The sequence below is a fragment of the Alcaligenes faecalis genome (assembly GCF_009497775.1).
Taxonomy (GTDB): Bacteria; Pseudomonadota; Gammaproteobacteria; order Burkholderiales; family Burkholderiaceae_B; genus Alcaligenes; species Alcaligenes faecalis_D.
Map to the genome: position 1 here is coordinate 3803629 of NZ_CP031012.1, position 23836 is coordinate 3827464.

A 23836-nucleotide genomic window follows, 5' to 3' on the forward strand; every position below is an offset into this window, starting at 1 on the left:
GTCTCACCATGGTTGATAAGCGCGGCTTTCTGCATCTGCCGCTGTGGCTGACACGAACAAGCGTCGAAACAGGGCCAGACTTAACTCGCCACTGTGCGTCACGCTGCGCCAGCTTGGATTGTTCATGCCCAGGCACCACCAGTAACTGCGGTGGGAACCGGGCTCCAGACAAGGCTGCAAAACAGCCCACGGGTCTTGTGGCACAGACGGGGCTTGAGAGCCGTACAAGACATCCAGAATGTCCTGCCCCGCATCGCGCTGCTCGGACTTGACGGCAACGCTGTCGGCCAGCAAACCGGCATAGGGCATGGCACTGCACAAGGTGTGGTCCAGCTGCGTTGCCGCCCAGCAAAAGCGCACACCTTGCTGCAAGGTCAGGCCCAATTGCTCAACCATACTGGCCAGCACAGGCAGGCGGACACGCTGAGACTGATCGGCATCCAGTGGCACCAAAGCACACACCAGATACTCGCGCCCAACCCGGTCCTGACTGGGCATGACCGCCCCTGCTTGGACACCCCCTTGCGGCAAGGACATCAGAAATCCCCAGACATGGACGGGCGTGCCGGGCATATTGGGGCCAGCAGGTTTGTTGGGCGAACGAATCTGGCTGACACCGCTGCTGAACCAGCGCTCCCAAGGCAGCAAGATCGGCTCGGGCATGCGTCTGCGCACAAAGTCCCCCATGGCCGGAATCTTGCCGTACCACATCACCACCGGGCTGGAATCGAAATCATCCTGGCGCATCTCAGTGGCTCCCTGGGCAGCTAAACCCTCTCATCTCCGCCAAACGCCACGGATTTTTGGAGCTATTGGCCACCACATCCACCACAAACTGGCGACCTCCCAAGGCAAAGGACAAGCGCTGGGCCCCGGCAGACGCGCCCGATACAGGCTGTGCCTTGTCCAGCAAGCGCAGCAGCGCCCAGGCACCGGTCGCCCTCATCCCCGAGCCTTCGGACTGTGGCTGTGCCTCCAGACTGACCTGACGGCCCCCGCGCGGCCCCGGCCACTGCACCCCCATGGCAACCTGCGGGCCATGGGCATAACGCAGCACCTGGCCATCCACATCCAGCAGCACTTGTGACAGCTCGGCATCCAGCTGAACAGGCGTGAACGCCATATCGATACGCGGTTGATTACTGCCTGCCGGGAAGAACACATCCCGAATCACAGCCGCACGCTGAAACGCATCCAGATAACGGAAGTTGGCAGCCGCCTGCCCATCTATGCCCGGCTTGAAGCGCCAACGTCCACCTGACATATCCACCTGATGCATCAGATGCTCTTGAAAGAAGGCATCCATCAAGCCACCCGGCGCAAACATGCGGGCAAAATCGTTAGGCGCAACATCCTGACTGGATTGAGCGGCGAAGGGATAACGCCCTGCAATCGCACTACGGCAAAACTGGCCAATGGTGGCATTCAGCAACTGCCCCAAACTGGCTTGAGTCCGCGATGCAATCTCGGCAGAAGCCCCCACTGAGAACTGATCCAGCGCATCACGCAAAGGGCCGGGCAGTCGGCCTGCCTCTGCTTGCAGCTTCGTCAGCACATTGGACTGTGGAGGAGTGCCCGCGCTACGCAAAGCCGCATCCGAGGAGGTCAAAAAAGCATAGAACTCATCCAGCAATTCCAAAGTGCCATCAATAGGCGCAGGTGCCCCGCCGCTGCTGGAGGCCAGGCGGTGATAAGGCTCAAAATGCTGATCCACAATCGCCTCTACCTGCTTGGCCTGAGGCTCATTACGACGGCTGCCTTCCAAGCCGACCGGGCCAAACATCTGCTCCAGCGCCTGCCGGGTATCGTCCAGCCGCACTTTGGCTTGCGCCCCCAAGGAAGCCCCCTGCTGCGCATCTTCTCGCAACAAACGGGTTTGCAAGGCCACCTGCTGGACCAACTGCTTCAAGGGCGAATCAGCCATGGACAAGGTCCGGGCCAGTTGAATGTTCTCCAGCAAGCTGCCGCCTTGCAACAGGCGCAAGTCAGCCAGATAGTCATCCCAAACCCGCACGTAATCCAGCAGATACAGGCGACGCAGTTCCTGGCTGGCCGCACGACGCGCCGCTTCGGACTGCCCGGCCCCCGTATCCAGCCCCAGAATCCAGCGATCGTCCTCGCGCATCTGCTGCAACTCGCTGTCGATGCGTGGCTCAACCACGGTCCAGTAACCCTCGTAGGTGTACAGGCCGTCTACCCCTTCGGTTAGCGGCTTGCCACTTTCACGCTTGAACACAGAGGCCGCATACGGCCCGGCCATGCCTGAGACCGACATGGGCATCAAACCAGGCGTGGCTGCCAGAATGCGACGCATGCGGCTGTAAGTGCGCTGCTCCAGGCTGATACGCGCCAGACGTTCCCGGCTTTGTTCAATCAGGGCTTCATTGCGCGGGAAGGGATTGAGCAACAAGCCCGCCTGTGTCACGGCACGAACATGGCTCTCCAGCCTGTCGTATTGCGACTGAGTAAAGCCTGCCGGCAAATCCTGTTTCAAACTGCCCAGCAACCAGGTCTGCAAATGGGCAGCGTCATAGCGTCGCGTGTCGTACAGCATCAGGTAGGCACGCAGTGCCTCGTAGCCGTACTCCAGGTCCTGCGCCTGCTCGCTGCGCAACACGGTTTCGATACGACGCGCCAGCAAGGGGGCCAGCAGTTTTTCTAAGGCGCGTTGATAGACGGTATCGGCGGCAGCCTTCATCTTGTCGCCCTGATACAGGCCCATGCGCCGCTCCAGGCCGGGCGCATTCAAGCGAAACTGATCGCTTTGCGGCAACAGCGACAACATATCCAGCAAAGGCAGCAAGCCGACTGCCGGAGTGGTATCCAGCACCTGTGTCTGATCCGCCTGTTGCTGAGCCTGGGGGACACGTCCCTCAATCTGCTCCACATAGCTGCGGTTCAACAGGAAACTGCGACCCCAGGCCAGCCCCAGTAACAGCACGCCCACCGCCACCAGACCGTAGACCAGAAAATGGCGCAAACGTACACGGCGCTCCCAGCGCTCGTCCCGGCCTGCCACACCAGCTTCCTGAAAAATCAGCTCTTTCAGCAGCTGCGTCAGAAAATAGCTGCGACCCTGACCGGCCACCGGCTGCGCTTGATCCGCCTGTACATCCACTTCCAGATACTCGCGCATGGAGTCCCGCACCTGATCCAGGCGCACACCTCCTTGCCGACCACTGGTGAAGTACACGCCACGCAGCAACAACGGTGCCTCGAAGCGGGACTGACTAAACACCTGCTCCAGAAACTCCTCCAGCACCGGCCCCAGGCGAGCAAACTGTTGTGGCAGCAGATAGGCCTCGGCACGCACGCTTTCATTGGGCTGCTCGGCCATCACGGCCGCCAGGCCACGCTCCAGACGTTGATGCAAGGCTTCGTACTCGCGCCCATAGGTGTGCGACAAGGAAAACCCCGCTTCACGCGAGCTTTCATAAGGCAGGGTGAAGCCCCAGACTTGCTCCAGTTCCTGACGATCACAATGGTCGAAATACTCCTGAAAGCCCTGGAGCAAATCCATTTTGGTGACCAGCACATAGATAGGAAACTGAATCCCCAGGCGTTCACGCAATTCGGCCAAACGCTGGCGCAAGACCTGCGCATGATCGTGACGTTGCGCGGCCGTGCTGGACAATAAATCCGGCACGCTGATGGTCAACAAAGTGCCATTAATCGGCTGCCTGCGGCGATAGCGCTTGAGCAGGCCCAGAAAACCACGCCATTCCTGCTCATCCCCTACCGGATCGCTTTCATGCGTGGTGTAACGGCCTGCCGTATCCAGCAAGACAGCTTCATCGGTAAACCACCAATCACAATTGCGCGTGCCACCCACGCCTCGCAACGACGTTTTTCCGTAGCGCTCCGACAAGGGAAACTGCAAACCGGAATTGACCAGCGCCGTGGTTTTGCCCGCTCCGGGTGCACCGATAAAGACATACCAGGGCAACTGATACACGTACTGACGCGACAGCAAGGAGCGCAAGCGTCCACCCATATGCGAACCAAAGCGAATCCGCTTGAGCAGTTCGATGGCCTCATCAAACTGGCTCTGCAAAGGATGAGGCGTAGCCGTATTGCCCGGTGCTGCCGTCTTCTGTGCCGGGCGGCTTAATTGCCCCAGCAATTGCGCATTCAAACGGCCTTCCCGCCAACTGCGCCACAACAGGCGCAACAACCAGAACACCACCACAACCGCCATCGCAATCCAGCGCGACAGCTCGGTTTCCAGTGGCCGGGTTTGGCCAATTGCCAACAAGGGCCCAAGCAACCAGATCAGCACCAGCAGAATCAGCACACCGACAAAGGTCCAGACGCTGCGGCTGAAGACCAGACTCAAAAGACGTGTCATTGCCCGACCTCCTTGCTCAAGGGCACGATCGTGATCTCCACCCGACGGTTCTGTGCCCGACCTTGAGCGGTGTCGTTGTCAGCCACAGGTGCGGCATCGGCCCGACCTTGGGCACGGACACGTTCAGGCTGGCTCAAGCGCTCCTGCAAGACGGCCTTGACCGAATCGGCACGTGCCTGCGAGAGATGGAAATTGGAAGGAAAGCGCACACTGCGTATGGGAACGTTATCGGTATAGCCATCCACCAGTACCAAGCCCGGTGCAGCTTCAACGGCATCCGCAATACGAGCAATGACAGGGAGCTGCGGCGCACGGATCTGGTCGGCTCCTGAGTCGAACAGACCGTCGCCTCGCAAGATAATGACGCTGCGATCCGCCTGATCTCGCACGGTCAGCAGGCCCTCGGCCACCTCGGGGGCCAACAGCTCTGCCAAGGCCAAAGGTGCAGGCGGCACCACGCTGCTAGTCGGCGGCTGGCCCTGTGTCTGCAAGGCCGGCAGGCGCAAGGCCACGATGTCCTCAAAAGCCTGATCGGACTGTCGGTTCAGCAACAGACTGGCACCCAGATACATCAACAAGCACAGCAGCAAGGCCACGCACACAGCCACCCAGATAGGTACAGGCAAAGGCTTGCCGACTTTCTGCGCCGGGTTGTCGCGCCAGTGCGGGGACAGAGCGGCAGGTACAGCCTGCCCATACTGGCGCAAGCTCATGTACAGACGTTGGCGCACGGTTTCCAGCTGGCTGGCACCCTGCTCATGCACGCGATAGCGACCTTGAAAACCCAGAGCCAGACAAAAGTACATCAGCTCCAGCAACTGCAAATGCGCTGCCGGGCTTTGCATCAATTTATCCAGAAGCTGAAAGAACTTCTCCCCGCCCCAGGTCTCGTTGTGAAAGGTGACCAGCAAGGTGTGCGATGACCAAACTCCGGCCTGCCCCCAAGGGGTGAGCGCAGCCGCCTCATCCAGGGTCGTACACAAGCAGTAGCGCGCCGCCAAAATGGTTTCATTGGCCACGGGCACGGCCTGTGCACGCAATTCAAATTGACGGATTTCAGCCACCAGCTTGGCACGCAAACCCGCCGGGTCCGCATGCCGGGCGCTGCGGCGTATATCGGACACCATCACCAGCAAAGGATTGGCGGCCTCCAGCAAGGGATTGGCCCCTTGCGCAACAAAGCGCGGCGCATCTGCCCGCGATCGGCGCTCGTCCGGGACCGGGCCGTTACTCCAGGAAACTGTCTCGTTCATAGCCATGCTCCGGGTCAGCGGCGTATTGCCCAAAACTCAAGTTGCAGGCCGGGAAAGTCTCCGGCCAAATGCAGGGCCAATGCGCCGTTCTGCTCCAGCTGACGCCACAGTTCGCCGCCTTTTTCCAGCTCGAAGTAGGTAAAACCGGCGTGATACGGCAAGGCACGTGGCGCGACGGACAAGGGCTGCAAACCGATGCCCGGCAATTGCAGATGAACCAGATCACGGATGCGTTCTACCGGCCCCAATTTCACCTGTGCCGCAAAGTGCTGCCGCACCGTTTGGGCGGGCAAATCGGCCTGTACGGCCAGCACAAAACCCGCTTGACGCATGAGTGCACGGTCCGCAATCTGGGCCAGCCGTACGCCCTGCCCTTTGTCCTCCAGAGCAATCGACACGGCTTGCTGTTCCAGGACGACAGACAGAGCACGGCGCAACTCCAGCACCAGCGGCAAAAAGGACTGGGCCAGATCGTCATGCTGATAGGAAGGCCAGATCAGCGGCTGACGCCCGTCCTGGGTGTAGGTGGCCAAGGCGCCATGCAGTTCCATCCAGGTCTGATACAGCTCGCAAGGATGCACGTGTACGCGCTGCTCCATGGCCCACAAGGCAGCCCGGTAACGATTGACCAGCTCCAGCATCATGAAGTCGGCCACATCGCCCTGCCCGCGTCCTCCCGGCCCCAGGCGTTCTGCCAAGGCTTGGGCACGGGCCTGCAATAAAGCCTGCACATCCGCGCTTAAAGCACTAAGGCGTGCATGGGCCTGAATGGACAAGATGGGGGGAATGAAATCCGGGTCCAGCACCAGCGAGCGGTCGGGCCTGCGCTCCAGAATACGGGCCACGGGCATGGCAATGCTGTCTTCATACACCTCGGACTCGGGCAGCAGAACCGGCTGCAAACGCCCCAGTTGCGACAGGCACGGCTCAGGCGACAAACCACTGCTGTCATACAAATCCTGCTCGCTGACCACATAGCGCGAACGACGCGAGCTGTGCCCATCAAACTGAATCTCTGCACGCCCGGCCTGGCGGCGGGGCAGCACCAGCATCAGGCGTTCGGGACGCACCACTTCGGGGGCTGTCCAGGCCACAATCTGCATCGCACCCGGCCGGCAATCAAAGGGCGTGCCATCCGGCAGCAGGCCGCGCGCTTCGCGCAGCACGACACTGCCCATGCTCAGGGCCTGCTCGTCCAGACTCAAGGTTTCAAAGCCCCAGCAAAATGGCTGCGCAGCCCGACGTCCGGCGTGGGCATAGTGCTCCAGATAGCGCTCCATCTGCTGAAAATGCTGGGGTCGTAAAAACAGCCCTTCGGTCCAAATGACTTTATCCATTGAAATAATCCGTTCTACGCCCTGTCAATCAACAACATGAATGGCGTTCTTGCGTAATTGCAGGCTGACCTGGACGGCATCCGGGGCCGACTGCCAGAACTTGTAGATATTGGTGGTGCGCGACTCTGGCAGCGGCAACAGGACACGCCACACGCTGGCATCCAGCTCGCGATAACCCACGACCACGCCAACCGCAGTGGCTTGCAGATCGCCCGGCCGTTTGAAGGTATGGGTCTGGCCGGGGCGCAGCACGATCTGCTCCACATTGAGCAGATCCGCCTGCAAGGCTTGTTGCGGGTCGGACTGCAAGGCAAAGAAGTCCCTGGATTCAAAGGTGCTGCCCGAGCGCAGCTCGAACACAAAAACCTGTACCGGGGAAGGCCGACCCGTGGCATCCGGGTTGAGCTGTTCATCCGCCGTCAGAACAATCTCGTAGGGCACGGCCATGCGACTGGAGGTGGACGCGCACGAGGCCAGCAAACCCAGCATCAGCAGCGAACACAAACGAAGCAATCGGCAAACGGTCACGATGTCTCCTTGAATGGCAATGCGCCCCATCTAAAAGCATGAATGCGACAACTTTGTTAAGGACACGGGGTGTTTCGGTGCTTACCCTTGCGCAACAACTCTTACAAAAGCCTCCGCGTCATGTCATGTGGCTGTCTTTTTCCTTTCCTAGTCTTGATGGCAAGTACAACTTTTCTTTTTTCTGCCATGTATTTACCTGCCCGCCTGATCGTTCCGGCCCTGGCTTTTTTACTGACAGCCTGCGCCCAAACCCAGCACAAACCAGTGGCTGTTTTCAGCCCGGCTGCCGAGGCCGAACTGGAGCAAATACGCTCTGCCTTCAATGAAGGCGACTACAGTGCCGTGATCCGGCAAGTGGGCCGCTCCAACACCCTGCCTGCAGCCGCACCCAATCAATACAGCGAAGCCTTGAAGCTGCAAGCCTTCAGCTTTTGCGTGCGCGAATACACCTTCTTGTGTGAGGAGCGTTTCAAGCAGGCACTGGCCGTAGACCCTGGCTTTACCCTGGCCCAGGCCGAGCGCGGTCACCCCACCTGGGGGCCGGTTTATGAAAAAGTGGCAGGAGCACAGCCATGAACACAGCAGCTTTAGATTGGCGCTTGCAAGCAGAGTCCGGCGGAGCCCCGCGCCCTGTTCCTGAACCCGGTCTGGTCTGCGGTTCCTGGACTCAGGCTGATCTGGTTTTGCCCGATAACAATCAGACGCCGCCCGTGCTGTCTTACCTGCGTCGTCAGCAAGATGTGCTGACAATTCAACGTGCTAGTGCAGACGGCCAGGTCGCCGTAAATGGCATCGAGCTGACACAGGGGCAGGTCAAGACTTTACAGAACGGGGATCGCCTGACCTTGGGGGAAATGCACTACCGGGTTGAATCGGGAGTCAGTCCTGTCAAGCAGGATGAAGTGCCTTTGGCCGCTGCGCCTGCGGCCGATCCTTTCGCGGACCTGCATGTTCCCGGCATGGTCCCGGTGGGTGGTCCCATGCCTGCTCCTTCGGACAAGCATCCCTTCGACACAGCCGCTGAACCGGCCAACTCGCCCAGCACCGACAGCACTATTCGGGCAGCCAGCTGGCTGCCCGAACTGGGGCGCGCACCGGAGTGGGTCAGCACCTTGTCGGACAAGGAAGACGAGTTCGATCTTTTACAGGGAGTGCGGCAGGCCTGAGCCTTAGCTCGGCGGATCTTGCCAATCTGGGCGGCTGTCCAGAAACAGGCACAGATCCGCTCTGTCCTGCGTGCCGGGCTGGCCCAGCCAGGTTTCCTGACCCAAACCCAAGCCTGTCCCCAAGCCCAGATCAGGCTGCTCGTTGGCTTGCAGCACCAGTTGCAACTGAACCGACCACTCCAGCCCCAGATACAGGGCCAGGCAATAGCGCAATTGCCGCCAGGCCGGGCGACCCGGCAAGAAGCGCCCATAGTCCTGCCGACTCAAAGGGCCAATTCGTATCCGTATGGTTTGCTGCACGTCCAGAATACGTGCACCCAGCACGGTGCTTTTCCCAAGCCCCGAACAGCTGCGGCCCAGACAGACCTGGGTTTGATCATCCAGCGGCACCCACACTGGCACGTTCTGCTGAATGCTCACAGGCAATTGGAAATAGCTGGCCAGAAGCGCTTGCAAGGCCGGTGCACTGCGGGATTGAGACGCCAGCGCCGGTGCCTGGAAATGCACGGCATGGTCGCTCATGGGAGCCGATTCGCTCTGTCTTCCTACGCCAGCCAGACTGGCCAGCCAGCGCGTAAAACCGTCCTGATCATGCTCCAGATCACAGACTGCCTGCGCTTGTGCCCAGGCTCTGAAAAACAGCAAAAACAAGCGGTGATGAAACTGGTCCAGAAAGGCCACACCAGCACGGTCACCAAAGTTGCGGCTACGTTGGAAAAAGTACTCTGTCATGTGCAACGGCAAAGGGCCATTAGGCCCCCACAAGCCAAAGCCCTGCACATCCAGATGCAGTTGTTCATCCTCCCAACGAGCGGTTTGCACGCTGGAGGCGGCAAAAGCCAAACTAGGCGGCTGGCCTACCCGCACTTCTTCCTGACGAGGCGTAGGCGCGGTTCCCAAACGGGGCTGGCCTTGGGCGGCCTGCAAGGCATCGACGGCCCGCAAGACTCGAAACAGATCATGACCAAAAGGCCATTGCTGAATGATACGGCCCAGCTCTTCCAGGGAAGCCTGTGGCTTTAACTGCTCCTGCTCGGCCCGGTTCACAGCACCGCCCGCGTACCTGCTTGCGGCCCCCACGCGCCCAGCTCCACCCCTGTCTCGGAACGAAACTGGGTAGAGACAAAACTGTTCAGGCTGACATGACGGGCCAGGTAACGACTGAGCACGGCAGCCAGCACAAAAGGCCGGCCACCAGGGAAACCGCTTTGGTCCAGCGTGACCTCAAAATGCACGCCACGCGCCATCACCAAGGGGCCTGGCCCCGGCATGGCCCGCTGCACAGGCCGCGCCTGCACCGCCACAATGGACGCCAATTGGCGCAAGGCACCGGCATCAGCGCCATCCACATGCGGGGCCAACAAGGCCCGCCAGCGACCAGCGGCCTCCGTGGGGTCCGACTGGGCCACACCCAACTGGGCCAGACTCATCTGCGAAATCAGATCCCAGGCCTGACGGCCGCCTGTTGATGCCGCTCGCGGACGAGTCAAACCACCCAATAAACTGACACCGGCCACAGGTGCCGAGACTTGCAGACTGAAGTCGGACTCGGGCGAGCGCGGCAGCAGCAAGGGCAAATCCCGGTTGCTGCACCAGGCCGTGACACTGATCTGATTCATGCCGAAAAACTCGGACTGCTCATGCTGATTCACCAGCGATAAATACACTTCGCTACCGCCATAACTGCTGCGGCCACCCCAGCGCTTCTGGGTATCGGACACGACACGCGGTTCACGGCGCAAGGTGTAGTAACTGCCATAGCGCCCTGCATCCTGAGCCGTGCTGGCATACAAGGGGCGAAACAGCACATCGTCCGTGCCCTGTCGGCCATGCCCTTGCACCTGCTCCATCAAGCAGACTTCAAAATCCATGGGACGCGTTCTGTCCATGACCACATGATGGTCTGTTGCCTGTGGACGCAAGGCCATGCGCTCACTGCGTCGACGAAACAGATTCACGACAGGCGTGCAATACAAACGCACATGACCAGGGCCAACGCGTGCTGCCAGATCCGGCCAAGCCTGTTTAAGCACAATATGCAGGCTCCAGCGGCGGCTTTTTTGCTCCTGCGCACGTCCTCTGGCGATAGCCGCTTGCAGACCCCGCAGCCGTACAAAGGCAAAGCGGCTAGGCAAGGCGAAATATTCCCGCAGCAAGCGATGGCCGGAGAACTCGTGGGACACCATGGGCAAGATGGCCTGATCATCTTCCAGGCCATCATGAGTCAGACAATCGGACGTTGCCAGAAACTGTGGGGCTTCATCCTCCATTTGGATGAACACCCCCAACGCTTGCCGCAGCAAGGCATCCAGCAACAAGCTGCTGTCAGATTCCGGGCCGTCCAGATGCAGGCTCAGCTCATCCAACGCCAATTCTTCCAGCGTTAAACCGCCCTGCACCGTGAAGTCCAGTTTCAAGGCTGAACGAGCTTGTGCGGCCTGTCGGCTACCCAATGCTGCCAGGGGTAAATCAGCCGCCACATCACCTAAACGCACCTGCGACAGGCTCATGGGCCACAAGTCCACCGCATGGCAGGTAGAAAACTCGCAGGCGGTTTGTTCACCAGCAGGAATACGGGAGCGCAAGGCGGTGTGGCGCGGCATGGTAAAGCCCTTGGCCAGGGCGCCTTCGCTCATGCTGGGGCGAAACTGCACCAGTCCCATGCTGGGTGTGGGCATCAACCAGGAAGGTTGAATCACATCCAGCAATTGCTGGCTGAGACGGGGAAATTCCGCGTCCATCTTCATCTGAATGCGAGCCGTCAGAAAGCTGAAGCCTTCCAGCAAACGCTCGACATACGGGTCAGCCACCGCCGTATCGTGCACGCCCAGACGGGCCGCCACTTTGGGGTAGGCTTGCGCAAACTCGGCACCCAGCTCGCGCAGGTAAGCCAGTTCGCGGTTGTAGTAATGCAGCAGCTCCGGATTCATCCCGACGCGTAACTCTCTTCAAGGTCCAGTTGCCCGCTTTCCAGATCAATACTGGTGCGCAGCAAGAATTCCTGCGGATACGGCTCGCACCAGACATGGCCCTGAATGCGCAGGCTCAAGACGTTATGCAAATCGCGCTGAGCGCTGTGATCCAGACAATGCACCTGCAAGGTATCGGGCAGGATGCGCGGCTCGAAATGCAGGATTGCGGTACGCAACGCTTCTTCCACATCCAGCCACTCCACTTCGCTCATGGTCTTGCCCGCCAGCGGGCTCATGCCATAGTTCAGGCAGGAGCGACGCACATGGACCAAGGCCTGCATCAAGGGAGTGGCCCCCTGATTGGGCGTATTGAGCAAATGGCCCAGATCGCGCAGTACCGCCTGGCGCATCTGGTACTGGCTCATGGGTTGGGGAGGTTCCCAGGTTTGATCGGGCCGCTCGTCGGTCAGCCTGTCCAGCAGACAAGGTTGCAAGCGATCCGCCTGACCGCGCATCAGCGCGGCCCCGCGGCGTCCCGGTAAGCGAAAGCGGTCCATAGCGGCCCTGCCTGAAAACCCAAGCCCTATCAGGCTTCTTTGTTTTGCTTGATGTCCCAGGCCACCAGCGTTTCAGCACCTTTGCTGCCGCGGTCGGACTGTTCCCAGTACTGCTGTTTGACGCGTGCGGCCTGGAAGGAGTAATTGACCATTACGCTTTCCACATCGCGCTCGGCATTGAGCTGAACCGAAGTCACCAGCACTTCTTCCAGGGTGATTTTGGAGTATTCCACCTGCTCGCCACCGGCCTTGCACACCGACAGTTCCACCTTGCCCAGGTGCTTGCCGCTGGCGCAATGCTTCATCACGGCAGGGGCGGCCTTGTCGATGCGGGCGACCACATGCAGATCGTTGAAATTGGCCTTGCCCTGGCCGCCACCGCCGCCCGAGCTCATGCTTCCGGGTTGCGAAGCGCCCCACGAGAAGGACTGGATATCGGTCCAATCCTTGTGGTTGGAATCTTTGGATTCGCCATTGGCGCCTTCAATTTTCATGAACATATCAACAGACACGCTTTTCTCCTTGGAGGTCGAATAAGGCCATCAAAAGGCCAGGGTGGGAATCAGTTCTGCTCGCCTTTCAGTGACGGCAAGCGGGACACCAGGCGCAGGGAAACCGTCAGGCCTTCCAGCTGGTAATGCGGGCGCAAGAAGAATTTGGCGGCGTAATAACCGGGGTTGTCCGGCACTTCCTGCACCGAGACTTCGGCAGCGGCCAATGGCTTGCGCGCCTTGGTTTCCTGCGAGGAGTTGGTCGGGTCGCCGTCCACGTAATTCATGATCCAGCCGTTCAGCCAGCGCTCCATATCGTCGCGCTCGCGGAAGGAACCGATCTTGTCGCGCACAATGCATTTCAGGTAATGCGCGAAACGGCAGCAGGCAAACAGATACGGCAGGCGTGCGGCCAGACGGGCATTGGCGGTGGCGTCTGCGTCGTAATATTCCTGGGGCTTCTGCAAGGACTGGGCGCCGATAAAGGCCGCAAAATCCGAGTTCTTGCGGTGTACCAAAGGCATGAAGCCGTTCTTGGCCAGCTCGGCCTCGCGACGGTCACTGATGGCGATTTCCGTGGGGCATTTGATGTCCACACCGCCATCGTCCGTGGGGAAGGTATGGCAAGGCAGGTTCTCGACCGCACCGCCCGACTCCACACCGCGAATCGCCGTGCACCAGCCAAAATGCTTGAAGGATCGGTTGATATTCACCGCCATGGCATAGGCCGAGTTGGCCCAGGTGTAGCGGTCGTGGCTGGCGCCGTCGGTGTCTTCCTCGAAGTCGAATTCATCCACCGGATTGGTGCGCGCGCCGTAGGGCAAACGTGCCAGAAAACGCGGCATGGCCAGACCCAGATAACGGGCATCATCCGACTCGCGCAGGCTTTGCCAGGCGGCGTACTCGGTATTGGAGAAAATCTTGGTCAGATCACGTGGATTGGCCAGCTCCTGCCAGGACTCCATCTGCATCACGGACGGTGCAGCTCCGGCGATAAAAGGGCTATGCGCGGCAGCGCCGATGCGAGCCAGCTCACCCAGCATTTCCACATCGGGCGGGCTGTGGTCGAAGTGGTAATCCCCCACCAGGCAACCAAAGGGCTCACCACCAAACTGGCCGTATTCCTGTTCGTACACCTTCTTGAACAAGGGGCTTTGATCCCAGGCCACGCCTTTGTAGCGCTTCAGGTTGCGTGCCAGCTCTTTCTTGGTCGCAGGCATCACGCGGATACGCAGCAGCTCATCGGTTTCGGTATTGCTGACCAGATGGTGCAAGCCGCGCCATGCCCCTTCCAGGCGCTGAAATTCGGGGTGATGCAGGATGTGATTGATCTGTTCGGTCATCTTCTGATCGATCTGGGCAATCACCGCCTGAATGGTTTGATAGGCGTCGTCGCTCAAGGTCACGGACTGGTCCAAAGCCTGCTCGGCCAGCGTGGTGACGGCGAACTCAACCGCCTGCTGGGCCTGCTCGGTTTTAGGACGAAATTCCTGCTGCAACAGGCTGGACAGTTCGTCCAGCTGGGCCGTATCGCGAGTTGCGGTCAATGTCTGGGTGGAAGTCATGGGGTGGGCTCCTTATGCTTTGGACTCGCTGTCCTGATCGGGCTGGGACTCGTCCATCGTCAGGGCCTGGGGTGGGCGGCCAGCCAGGGCACGCAAGAGTTCGGGTTGCTGAAGCAGGCGGGACAGCAGTTCTTCCGCCCCGCTTTTGCCGTCCATATAAGTCAGCAAATTCGCCAGTTGAGTCCGGGCTTCCAGCAAGCGGGCCAGGGGTTCTATCTGACGGGCCAGTTCTGCCGGGGAAAAGCTGTCCATGGAGTCAAAAGACACTTCCACACCCAGCACGCCATCGCCCTTCAGGCTGTTGGGAACCTGCATGTTCAGCTTGGGTGCGATGGACTTCATGCGGTCATCGAAGTTGTCCACGTCGATTTCCATAAACTTGCGCTCGCCCAGCTCCGGCTGGCTCTCCGTGTTGTGTCCGGCCAGATCAGCCAGCACACCCATCACGAATGGCAGTTGCACACGATGCTCGGCGCCGTACAGTTCAACGTCGTACTCAATTTGCACACGCGGAGCCCGATTGCGCCCAAGGAATTTCTGGCCGCTGCCAGAATTGGATTTCACAGACATCAGGTCTTCTCCAGTTGATTTATGGAATTAAGAAGCGGCTGTTGCCACTTCGGATCGAGGCATGAAAACCTGGATCTGATCCCAGGCGCCGGGTGCCAGGTCACGAATCAGCTCGTGAAAACCCATGGGCACCAGTTGCTGGGCGCGACGCAACAGCAAAGGGGCAGGATGGCTGGGCTCGTGCTGCTCGAAATACGCCACCAGCTTGTCCAGCAACAGCACCACCTCTTCGCGGGATGAAACATGCAGGTTCTGCCAGCCTGCCAAGCCCATCACCGGGGCGGCCTGATTGGCAGGCTGCGGCGACACAGGACTGGTGGAATGGCTGGCCTGCACAGGTTCGGGGGCAGAAGGGATAGATAGTGACGTCGCCGCATCCAGCACTGCGCAGGCGGCCTCCACGGTGTCCCAGGCCCCATCCAGACGCACGGACCATTCGGCATCCAGATAGCGGTGCACCAAGGCCTCCAGTTCCTGGCGGAACTGGCGCAAACGACTCAAGGCCACGGTCTGGTTCTGGCCTGCGGCAAAGGCGCGGCGCAGCTCTTCGACCAGTCGATCCCGACCGGGCAAACCGGTGTCTTTCTGGCTGCCATCCAGCACGTAGCCGACTTCACGTAAATTCAGTTGGCGATGCCCCAGGCTGACCACGGGGGCTTCACGCATCAGGCGACCCAGACCATCAATGGCCGACAGCCCGGCCAGCGCATTGACGCGTGGCAAGGGGTCCAGTTCGTCGTCTTCATGCAGACGTGGGTGGACGTGCTCCCAGCCTTGTTGCAAGGCATTTAACAGCCAGTCGCACACCTCCACCAAAGCGGGCAGCCCGCCTGTCTGCAAACGCGCCTGAGCCAGCACCACCAGCAAGCGAATATCCGCCGAGCGATCCAGCAAGTCCTGCACCAGACGGACGATGCGCGTCCAGTCCGGAACCTGGGCCGGAATGATGGTTTGGCCAAACTGCTGCTCACCCTGCACTTGCAGAGCCTGCATCAAAGCCAGAAAGTCCGCTTCGTATTCCAGGTTGTCGCCGTAATGGGCGGTTTCGGGAGCCAAAATCCAGGCTGGCTGCCACTGCTCCTGTATGCCTTCGACCATAGCTGTCGTCTCGGATAACTGATCACGGACCCAGTCTAGGAAGCGAAGGTGACACCTTTTTGACGAAAATTTTTCCTTACTTATTTTGCAAAATAGATGTATTTACGCTCTTTTTGAAGCAAATAAAGCAAAAGCGCCGCCCGCAGGCAGCGCTTTTCAAAAGAAGGAAACAGATCAGCGGGGCTAGTTGTCCAACCCCTGCTCCTGTCGCCAGTGCTGGTAGCGTTGCTCCAGAACCGGGCGCAAGGTTTCATAGCTGTTCCAGTCATCAGGCACGTGGTAAATGGAGGGCAAAACCTCGTCATCCAGCGTATCCACGTAATCGTCCAGATACAGCTCGTCGTAATAAAAGTCGCTGAAGGCCTTGCCCAGCTCGGACATATCTTCGCTGACCAGCACATCATCGCAACACTCTTGCAACAGTTGCGAGCCTTTGATCATGTGATCACGGCACTGGCGCACCTCGTTGGGGTAGCGGTCCATAAAAGCATTGGCCAGCAGACCTTTTTCCACCAGCCAGGCCAGATACATGCCGATGTGCGTGCGGCCACCTTGCGGGCCCAGGTCAGAGGGGTAGTCCCCGCCCACATGCCAGTCCACAGCGTCATATTTAACGGGATCAGTGTGCGTTTTCAATGTCGTACCTCCGTAGGTATGCGTATGTTCTTGGGAAGTGGCTGCTTGGGCGCATTCTTGCCAATCAACTCTGCGCCCTTGCTCTCCATCGCCTTGTCCTTGGCCTTCTGGGTTGCGGAGCGGCGCGCTCCCCCGCTCTTGACTTCGACCGCCCGGATTTTGCCCGTGTTCTTGTCCTTGATCAGTATATCGATCACACGGCGGGTCAATGGTGTTTTTGCAGACACCTGCGTGCCCATTACCTCGTGGCCTTCCTGCTTCAGCTCGGCCTCTACCTCGCGCTCGCGCTGCGCACCCCGACGCCGATTGCGTTTAAGCTGCGCCCGCTTGGCTTCGCGGGCTGCCGCCTTGCGCGCCGCCTCCGGCCCGCTACCCGACACACCCTTGCCGCCTTTACCGGCTCCGCCCCCGGCACCACCGCCACCCAGCAACAGCACTTTGAACTGGCTGGGCACCACCCGCATGCCTACCGTGTTGACGGTATTTTGCATGCTGAGACTGGTCAGGCGAGTCGCCGGAATTCCCTTCCACAGTACATTGGGCACGCAGGAAATGGAGCGCGAGCGCGACATTACGGTTTGCGAGATCAAGCCCAAGGCCACGCCCGGATTGTCACCATTACTCAAGGGTATCGTCGTGAGCAAATTATGGGCAGGGCCGCCCTGCAACAGGATGTTCCAGGCATTGGGAATGCCCATCAGTCCCGTCGCGAAATTCGGGTAAGGAATCGGCAACAGAGCCGGTGGTGTCTTGCAGATGTCGGGAAAGGCAATATCCATGCCGCCCCGTTGGCAGTTGGCAAACATCAGGGCTCCTTATTCAAGATTCATGTAACGCGCCGTCCAGCTTTCAGACTCGTGCAAAGCCGAGTCATTGGGCAGGCAGCCTGCGGCCTGTTCTTGCCCGGCCTTGTCCAGCAGGCAGCGATGAAACTGGGTACGTTCAAAGTGCGCGCCATCCCAGCGGGCACGGCGGCAATCTGCGTAGGAGAAATCGGCATAACGCAGCTGGCTATGCTCGAAACGGGCCTGCTCCAGAACCGCTTGCGCGAAGTAGGCTTGCTGCAAAAAGGAAGCACGAAAATCTGCCTCGGGGGCATGGGCTTGAGCCCACAGGCTTTGGGTCAGATTCGCCTCCCGTATCTGCAGCCCCTGGGCCTGCGCCTGAACGAATAAAGCTTGGTTGGCTTGGACTTTGTTCAGCACGGCCTGATTCAGGATGGCTGACTTGAAATTGGTGCCGCACAGACGGGCGTGGCTTAGATCCGCTTGAGTAAAGTCGGACTCCATCAGGACACTGCCGCTGAAATCCAGCCCGGACAGGTTCATGCCCTGGAAATTACAGGCTTTGGCCGTCACCCTGCCCCAGCGACTACCGGCCAGCACACTGCCCCGCCAATCCATTTCGGTGACCACCACATCTTCCAGACGGGTCGATTGCAAGGACAAGTCCCCTGCACGGCAACCGGTCCAGGTGCAGCGCTGCAAAAGGGCTTGATCGAAGTTTCCCGCCTGCAAAACACATTCCGCCCAGTGGGTGTCGCTCCAGGCTCCACCTTGCCAGATCGCCCCCTGTAAATCACAGTCCTGCCACATCACCTCACTGGCTTGAACGTGCTTGCAAGACAGGCCGGCAAGCAGGCATTCCATGAAGGCGCAGCCATCCAGCACAGTGGCGTCCAGTACCGCCCCGCTCAAGTCACATTGATGGAAACGGCTGCCTGCCAGATTGACGCCCAAGGCCTGCACTCGCGGCAGGCGGCAAGAGATGAACACCGCCCCCGAATAATCACCCGGTGGCAAATACAGATCACTGAAATCCAGCCCCAGCAAAGGCTCGCCTTGCCGAATACGCAAACGCAAAGCATGGGCGTCCATCAGGCTTGCCCCCCGGCAGGGTCGCAGCGTGCCGTGCGCAGATACAGATTGCGGCTACGAGTACGTGCATCCGTTTGCAAGCCCATCAGATCAGCACGAAAGAAGTTCACGGTATCCAGCATCGTGCCCTGAACATTCGCGCCCCCGGCCAGGCTATTGCTCATATCCACCTTGTTCAAGATGGCCTGACTAAAGTCGGTCTCAATCAGGATGCAATCGCTTAGGCGGGCCTGCGTCCACTGCGAGCCCTGAAGATTGGCACCGGATAAATCGCAGCGAATCAGCTGGGCCTGCTCAAAACAGGATTGCGACAGATCCAGCCCACGCAAATTGCTTTCTTCCAGGCGAGCACCACGCCAGTCCGACCCCGGCATGGCCAAACCGGACACCACACTTTGACGCCAGGTGCTGTCACGGCAATCGACCACGCCGTCCAACAGACCTAGCAGCCAGGACGTGTCCTCCAGACTGGAGCCCTTCAAGGACAGCCCCCGCAGATCACAGTCCAGCCAGGCGCATTGCTGCAACTGGCAATCCAGATAAGACAAGTCGGACAAGCGAGAGCGCATCAAATACTGCACACCCTGCAAGTGCGAGGCTTCAAAGGTGCAGCGCAGCAGGTCCACATCCAGCCACTCCTGCTCCTGCAAATGGCACTGCTGAAACAAGACATCCTGCCAACTGGACTCACGCGGCTGCCATCGGGCTGCCTGCACCTGACGAAACTGCACGGATTGCAGCACGGCTGCACTGAAATCCACATCGTCCAGTTGGGATTGATCGAATTGAATCTGCTCCAGTCGCGCCCGCACAAAAGTGGCTCCAGAGCAGTCTGCTCCAGCAAACCTGCCTTGCTGTAGAACCGCATCGTTAAAGCAGGTGCCGACACAGCGCACCCCGGAGAAATCGAAGTCCTGCAAATGCAGACCGCTCAAATCCAGGCCCGACAAATTGCGGGTTCCGGCCAGGATCAATTCCACGCGCCTGCGCAGCCGCTGCTGACGCAGGTCGGAAGCAGCAGGCGGTGCAGGGGCATAGGTTTGCATCGCGCGTCTGGCCTCTTCCATGGGCTTGGATAGCAAGCCGGACACAGGTGCCTGGTCGCTGGTCGTTGCATCCAGCTCGTGCAGCATGCGCTGCGTATCGCGAGCCGTAACACGGGTGCTGGCCTGATCCTGAAAGGGAGATTCACGCTGCAAATCCCGCACTTTCTCCATGCCCTCTTCCATCTGCTGACGCGCATCCCATTGCTGGCGATTGGCTTGGCGCACTTCCTGTACCCAATCCGTCCGGTCCACATCCATAGGCTTGGGAGGCCCAGCCTGCGCCAGGGAAAACAGCTCGTTCTGCCAAGCCGGGTGTTCGTGTGCCGCGTCCTGCGCCCATCGCTCCAGGCGCATCCGCATGGTCAAGGACAAAGGGTCGTCTGAACGGGTCTGAAAATCATCCAAAGGCGCGCAGCAGTCAGCGGGTAGCAAATCCTGGTCGCGCAAGGCAAATAACCCGGCCTGATCGCCTTCACTACGCAAGCGCAGCACTTGCTCGTAATGCCCCCGACCACGTGGCATCCCCAAAGGCTCCAGGGCAGGCATCAGCAAATTCACATCTTGTGCCTGCGCGTCCTGGACCGGCACGCTTCCTTGATACAGCAAGAGCATGTGGCCCAAATCAGGGAAGAACCAGACGGTGGTGTGCCGTAGCTCCAGCTTTTGCAGGCCGGGTAGACGACGATCCTGATACCAGCAGATCGCCTCCCACTGCGGCAAGCTGCCGCTCCACTGTGGCCGTTGGGCGTGTAAATGGTGCAGTTCCCAGGAACTGTCTGCGGGCCAAGAGCTTTGTTCACGCCACCACTGATCCGGTTCGGCAGCATTGAAAAAATGCGGGTCCAGACTGTCCAGCATCATGCCGGGATCGCCTTGCTGCCAGGCGGGATCGTATCGACCCGCCAAACGAAAGCGGCGTGGTCGCAAAGGCGACACAGGCCCCAAACCTGCTGGACGCCCCTGCTGTCCCGAACGATACAGACGCCCTTCCCAAGGCTCTACCTGTGGCAAGCAAAGCGGCTCGCCCGGAATGGCTGCTTCCATTCCCATACCGGCAGGGTTGTCGGGATACTGTGGCCCGCCCCAGCTACGGCTGCCATCCAAAGGCACGCGGGTAAAAGGCTCTGCCTCGCCCGGCCTGCCTTGTCGCCACTGCCGTTGCCCAAATACCGCCAGTTGCTTTTCTATCGGGCCGACGCGCGCTTGTACGGCCAGTTGGGAGAGCGCCTCGCCGCCCGGCGCGCAGGCGTGGCCAGAGACCAGAAACTCTGCACAAGGTTTGGGCAAGGCCAGGTCCAGCACATCGTCGTCCTGTATCAGACCGGATACACTTTGCCACATGCGTGCATCGGTGCTCAAGCCATGCGGGGCATCCATGGAGCACCAAGCCTGTACCGACACGCTTAGCGCGTGTTGTCCGCGCCAGCTCCAGGGGCGCGCCAGAATACCCAAGCGCAAGGGTTTTACGATGCGCATGAAATTTGTCCTTTGGGAGAGCACGAGCAGGACTGGCTTGGAGCAAGAGCCCTGCCTGACTGCACCGGACCAGCGTGTGGGTCATCCCCGATCAACTGCAAAACCAGCGCCACCATCAATCAATCCCCATAGGAGTTGGCGGCGGGCTTCAGTTGCAAGGTCACCTGTTCACGGTTCAGAGCGCACAACTGAGCATTGGCCGGATCGCACAGTACGCTGACCCAATTACCCGGCTTGAATCGCTTGTTCAGTTCGGGCTGCACCAGCACATCAACATGGGTTTTCTGGCCATCCACGTCCAGGCCCAGACGCACTAGCGGATAAGCGGATTTGAAGACTTCTGGCAGCAGTTCATCCTGAGAGACGATCACCGCCTGTTGGGGTACGACTTCGGCACGGTGTAGACGCTGATACAAAAGCTCTTCGGGACGAGCACGCCAATAGCGCATGAAGCCCCTATATCCGGCCACAAAACCACCCACCGCGATCAACATGGGCAAGATGACCAGATAAGGCAGCCAATCTCGCCATTCCAGAGCAATACCAATCGAGATCATGATGGCTCCCAGCACAGCGCTGAAAGCCATCCACATAAACTGTCCCAGCATCGTCGCGGACGTCCTTAAAAAAAGATGTGCAAGCCGGACTTGGCCAAACGCAGCGCGGAACTGCCGACGCGCACCGCCTGCTTGCCCAGGTACACGGCACTGGTCTTGATGGCGGCGTAGGCCTTCTCGTCCTTGAAGGCCGAGTGGTCCATCTTCATGACGGCGGCCTGGAAATTGACCAGATAGCCCTGCGCCCGAATACCCCAGGCATCTAGAGAGGAAATCGTGCCGTTCAGGCGAAAGCCTGTCACCTTCTCCGTATGCGGAATCCACCACTGTTCAATACCCGTGACATTCACCTTCCAACTAGGCGTGGTGATGTTCACGCCCGTTGACGCGGTAATGTCCACGGGGCCGGAAATGCTTTTGGTCAGATTGCCGGTCAGGGTGTCGGTGACATTGCCGGTAGTAGTCAGGTCCACATCACCCGTAACGGTTTCTTTGACATCGCCCGTCACGGTGTAATCCACCGCGCCGGTGATCGTGCGGGTGTAATCGCCGGTTTGAGTGGAGTTGCGGGTGCCGGTGATGGCGTCCGTGACATCCCCCGTGACGGTATGGGTGACATCGCCGGTAATGGTTCGGGTCAGGTCACCTGTCAGCGTGTCGGTGACATTGCCCGTCACGGTGCGCGTCACATCGCCGGTGTGGGTGCGGGTCTGCTCACCTTCTATAGTTTCAACCAGATCCCCGATGACCGTGCGTACGACACCGCTATTGAATGTCTCGGTTTCCAGATCCTGCACTGTTGTCGTGCGGGTTGCCATGACACTCAAGGTGTCGTGGCCTGTGACGACAGTGGTTCGGTTGCCGTCTACGGTATGGGTTTCATCGCCCTCGACTTCTGTGTCCAGATTGCGCTCGGCATGCAGCCAGATACGCTCCTGCCCAGCTCTGTCCTCGAACATGAAGGCATTAGCGTTGCTTGGGTCGCCGTCCTTGGAGCGGCTTAAAAAACCGCTTTGCGTGGCATTGTCTGGTAGGTTCCAGGGCGGCATATTACTGGCGTTATACACGCGGCCAACGGCAATGGGCCGGTCCGGGTCGCCCCCCAGAAAGTCCACAATCACTTCGTCGCCTACACGGGGCAACTGAATGCCACCAAAGCCACCTCCTGCCCATGGACTAGAAACGCGCAGCCAGCAGGAGCTGTTTTCATTGGCCTGCCCATAGCGATCCCACAGGAACTGAACCTTGATGCGGCCATATTGATCGGTCCACAGTTGCTCGCCGCTCTTGCCCACCACCTTGGCGGTTTGCGGGCCGTAGGTACGCGGGATAGGTGTGCGCCGCAAAGGGCGATACGGCTGGCTGGACGGGATCACCAGAAAATCAATGAAGTAATGGCTGGCCATGCCGCTCTCGCCGGTATGGCCTACATCCAGAAAGTCGTAGTCAACCTGAGTCACCAGATAATCGCGGTTGTCCTCGGGGCGCGGATGATTGCGCACGGACAGCAAATAACCCGGAGCAACACCACGCGCATTGGTCTGGGCTTGTGCCTGGCTGCGTACCGCCTGCAAGGCTTCCAACCGTAAGCGGGAGTAATGCTCACCGTGTTGAGGCTCGGTATAACCACCGGCCCATTCGTAGACTTCCAGATCGCCCAAGGCGTGTTCAGCCGGGTTGCTGCGGGTAGCATCCAGGCTGGCTCCTGGCTTGCAATAGTCGTAGTCAGCCGTCGCGTAGCGGCCAGGAGTGACTTGCTCATACGGGTGCCAGGCGTGAATGTGCTCGACATCAGGGTGCGCCACCCGGTCGGGGGACACAAAGGGCAATTCAGACAGCCAGGGCGCAGCGGCATGTTGACCGGCATCGTCGGCCATCACCAGGGTATGCGCACCATTGCGATGCTCAAACCAGTAGTAAATCCCCTCGCGCTCCATCAAGCGGCTGACGAACTGGAAGTCGCTTTCCTGATACTGGACGCAATAGGTTTGACGCGGATAGTCCTGCGTCAGGCGCGACTCCCAGGCAAAAGGGTAACGGCCCAGCACGTCCTGCAGAACCTCGGGCACGGTCTTTTCCTGGAAGATCCGGCTATCCATGTTCTGGCTCAAGAACCAGAGCCAGGGACGCAAGGTCGCCCTGTAGGTGTAGAAGCGGTCGCTGCGGCCGGTTTTACCCATCAGGCGAAACGCGCTGATACGGCCATCCAGAAAACGCGGCACCGCAAAAGGCGTTTTGATTTCCAGGGTAAGGGACTCGCCCAGCAAGCTGCGCAAATCCAGCAAGGGGGTATTGCAGACCACGTCCACTTGCAATTCAAAAGGCTGGGACAAAGCTTCCCGACCTTGCAGGGCCTGAAACAGCAAGACTTCCGGCCCCAGCGGGCTATGCACTTGTACAAGGCGTTCTGTCAGCATGC

The 23836-nt window shown here is 59.6% G+C and carries 20 protein-coding genes; 2 read left to right on the forward strand and 18 right to left on the reverse strand.

The features are described 5' to 3' along the window. Positions 1–3 precede the first annotated feature (3 nt). From tagF to tssJ, 5 genes are read right to left on the reverse strand one after another with little or no spacing between them, the layout of a single operon-like run. The gene (tagF, locus tag DUD43_RS17405; protein WP_153231268.1) at positions 4–747 is read right to left on the reverse strand and encodes a type VI secretion system-associated protein TagF; all 744 of its coding nucleotides are present in this window, start codon (positions 745–747) and stop codon (positions 4–6) included. 1 nt (position 748) lies between these two features. Beyond that, positions 749–4348, reverse strand: coding sequence for a type VI secretion system membrane subunit TssM (gene tssM, locus DUD43_RS17410; RefSeq protein WP_153231269.1), 3600 nt, complete (start codon positions 4346–4348; stop codon positions 749–751). After that, positions 4345–5601 (reverse strand): DotU family type VI secretion system protein, encoded by a 1257-nt coding sequence (locus tag DUD43_RS17415; RefSeq protein ID WP_153231270.1) that lies wholly within the window; start codon positions 5599–5601, stop codon positions 4345–4347. Before DUD43_RS17415 ends, tssM begins: the two co-directional genes overlap by 4 nt. A 14-nt stretch (positions 5602–5615) precedes the next feature. After that, entirely contained in the window at positions 5616–6938 is a 1323-nt protein-coding gene (gene tssK, locus DUD43_RS17420) for a type VI secretion system baseplate subunit TssK (RefSeq protein ID WP_153231271.1), read from the reverse strand. Between the two features lie 24 nt (positions 6939–6962). After that, positions 6963–7466: a type VI secretion system lipoprotein TssJ gene (gene tssJ, locus DUD43_RS17425; RefSeq protein ID WP_228125842.1), complete on the reverse strand. Its 504-nt coding sequence runs from the start codon at positions 7464–7466 to the stop codon at positions 6963–6965. Positions 7467–7652: 186 nt separating this feature from the next. Between tssJ and DUD43_RS17430 the strand changes: the two genes are divergently transcribed. Both DUD43_RS17430 and DUD43_RS17435 read left to right on the forward strand, forming a co-directional pair. Beyond that, the gene (locus DUD43_RS17430; RefSeq protein WP_153231273.1) at positions 7653–8042 is read left to right on the forward strand and encodes a TssQ family T6SS-associated lipoprotein; all 390 of its coding nucleotides are present in this window, start codon (positions 7653–7655) and stop codon (positions 8040–8042) included. After that, a complete protein-coding gene (locus DUD43_RS17435; protein ID WP_153231274.1) occupies positions 8039–8632 on the forward strand; it encodes an FHA domain-containing protein in 594 nt (197 codons plus the stop codon). Before DUD43_RS17430 ends, DUD43_RS17435 begins: the two co-directional genes overlap by 4 nt. Positions 8633–8635: 3 nt before the next feature. Here the strand turns inward: DUD43_RS17435 and tssG are convergent, their stop codons facing one another. From tssG to DUD43_RS17500, 13 genes are all read right to left on the reverse strand, one after another. Continuing rightward, on the reverse strand, positions 8636–9712 hold the full coding sequence (tssG, locus tag DUD43_RS17440; protein WP_228125843.1) for a type VI secretion system baseplate subunit TssG: 1077 nt from the start codon (positions 9710–9712) through the stop codon (positions 8636–8638). Beyond that, the gene (tssF, locus tag DUD43_RS17445; protein WP_153231275.1) at positions 9676–11562 is read right to left on the reverse strand and encodes a type VI secretion system baseplate subunit TssF; all 1887 of its coding nucleotides are present in this window, start codon (positions 11560–11562) and stop codon (positions 9676–9678) included. The genes tssG and tssF overlap by 37 nt, the downstream gene beginning before the upstream one ends. Continuing rightward, entirely contained in the window at positions 11559–12101 is a 543-nt protein-coding gene (tssE, locus tag DUD43_RS17450; RefSeq protein ID WP_153231276.1) for a type VI secretion system baseplate subunit TssE, read from the reverse strand. The genes tssF and tssE overlap by 4 nt, the downstream gene beginning before the upstream one ends. A 29-nt stretch (positions 12102–12130) precedes the next feature. After that, positions 12131–12613 carry an Hcp family type VI secretion system effector gene (locus DUD43_RS17455; protein ID WP_035270090.1) on the reverse strand — a complete coding sequence of 161 codons (483 nt, stop codon included), beginning with the start codon at positions 12611–12613 and terminating at the stop codon, positions 12131–12133. Positions 12614–12663: 50 nt separating this feature from the next. Then, a complete protein-coding gene (gene tssC, locus DUD43_RS17460) occupies positions 12664–14157 on the reverse strand; it encodes a type VI secretion system contractile sheath large subunit (RefSeq protein WP_153231277.1) in 1494 nt (497 codons plus the stop codon). 12 nt (positions 14158–14169) lie between these two features. Next, entirely contained in the window at positions 14170–14727 is a 558-nt protein-coding gene (gene tssB / locus DUD43_RS17465) for a type VI secretion system contractile sheath small subunit (RefSeq protein ID WP_153231278.1), read from the reverse strand. A 27-nt stretch (positions 14728–14754) separates the two neighbouring features. Then, entirely contained in the window at positions 14755–15825 is a 1071-nt protein-coding gene (gene tssA / locus DUD43_RS17470) for a type VI secretion system protein TssA (protein WP_153231279.1), read from the reverse strand. Between the two features lie 183 nt (positions 15826–16008). Further along, entirely contained in the window at positions 16009–16461 is a 453-nt protein-coding gene (locus DUD43_RS17475) for a hypothetical protein (protein ID WP_153231280.1), read from the reverse strand. Continuing rightward, on the reverse strand, positions 16458–17267 hold the full coding sequence (locus tag DUD43_RS17480) for a DUF4150 domain-containing protein (protein ID WP_153231281.1): 810 nt from the start codon (positions 17265–17267) through the stop codon (positions 16458–16460). Before DUD43_RS17480 ends, DUD43_RS17475 begins: the two co-directional genes overlap by 4 nt. 9 nt (positions 17268–17276) lie before the next feature. Then, positions 17277–18338 (reverse strand): pentapeptide repeat-containing protein, encoded by a 1062-nt coding sequence (locus DUD43_RS17485; protein ID WP_153231282.1) that lies wholly within the window; start codon positions 18336–18338, stop codon positions 17277–17279. Then, positions 18338–20860: a DUF2169 family type VI secretion system accessory protein gene (locus DUD43_RS17490; protein ID WP_153231283.1), complete on the reverse strand. Its 2523-nt coding sequence runs from the start codon at positions 20858–20860 to the stop codon at positions 18338–18340. Before DUD43_RS17490 ends, DUD43_RS17485 begins: the two co-directional genes overlap by 1 nt. A 119-nt stretch (positions 20861–20979) precedes the next feature. Continuing rightward, entirely contained in the window at positions 20980–21468 is a 489-nt protein-coding gene (locus tag DUD43_RS17495) for a hypothetical protein (RefSeq protein ID WP_086061187.1), read from the reverse strand. Positions 21469–21482: 14 nt separating this feature from the next. After that, entirely contained in the window at positions 21483–23834 is a 2352-nt protein-coding gene (locus DUD43_RS17500) for a type VI secretion system Vgr family protein (RefSeq protein WP_153231284.1), read from the reverse strand. Positions 23835–23836 lie beyond the last annotated feature (2 nt).

Bases quoted from the DNA above. Each gene is read 5' to 3' on its own strand.
- DUD43_RS17435 (WP_153231274.1), top strand. From the start codon at position 8,039: ATGAACACAGCAGCTTTAGATTGGCGCTTGCAAGCAGAGTCCGGCGGA.
- tssK (WP_153231271.1), bottom strand. From the start codon at position 6,938: ATGGATAAAGTCATTTGGACCGAAGGGCTGTTTTTACGACCCCAGCAT.
- tagF (WP_153231268.1), bottom strand. From the start codon at position 747: ATGCGCCAGGATGATTTCGATTCCAGCCCGGTGGTGATGTGGTACGGC.
- DUD43_RS17495 (WP_086061187.1), bottom strand. From the start codon at position 21,468: ATGCTGGGACAGTTTATGTGGATGGCTTTCAGCGCTGTGCTGGGAGCC.
- tssC (WP_153231277.1), bottom strand. From the start codon at position 14,157: ATGACTTCCACCCAGACATTGACCGCAACTCGCGATACGGCCCAGCTG.
- DUD43_RS17500 (WP_153231284.1), bottom strand. From the start codon at position 23,834: ATGCTGACAGAACGCCTTGTACAAGTGCATAGCCCGCTGGGGCCGGAA.
- tssF (WP_153231275.1), bottom strand. From the start codon at position 11,562: ATGAATCCGGAGCTGCTGCATTACTACAACCGCGAACTGGCTTACCTG.
- DUD43_RS17485 (WP_153231282.1), bottom strand. From the start codon at position 18,338: ATGGACGCCCATGCTTTGCGTTTGCGTATTCGGCAAGGCGAGCCTTTG.
- DUD43_RS17480 (WP_153231281.1), bottom strand. From the start codon at position 17,267: ATGTTTGCCAACTGCCAACGGGGCGGCATGGATATTGCCTTTCCCGAC.
- DUD43_RS17490 (WP_153231283.1), bottom strand. From the start codon at position 20,860: ATGCGCATCGTAAAACCCTTGCGCTTGGGTATTCTGGCGCGCCCCTGG.
- DUD43_RS17430 (WP_153231273.1), top strand. From the start codon at position 7,653: ATGTATTTACCTGCCCGCCTGATCGTTCCGGCCCTGGCTTTTTTACTG.
- tssA (WP_153231279.1), bottom strand. From the start codon at position 15,825: ATGGTCGAAGGCATACAGGAGCAGTGGCAGCCAGCCTGGATTTTGGCT.
- tssE (WP_153231276.1), bottom strand. From the start codon at position 12,101: ATGGACCGCTTTCGCTTACCGGGACGCCGCGGGGCCGCGCTGATGCGC.
- tssB (WP_153231278.1), bottom strand. From the start codon at position 14,727: ATGTCTGTGAAATCCAATTCTGGCAGCGGCCAGAAATTCCTTGGGCGC.
- tssM (WP_153231269.1), bottom strand. From the start codon at position 4,348: ATGACACGTCTTTTGAGTCTGGTCTTCAGCCGCAGCGTCTGGACCTTT.
- DUD43_RS17415 (WP_153231270.1), bottom strand. From the start codon at position 5,601: ATGAACGAGACAGTTTCCTGGAGTAACGGCCCGGTCCCGGACGAGCGC.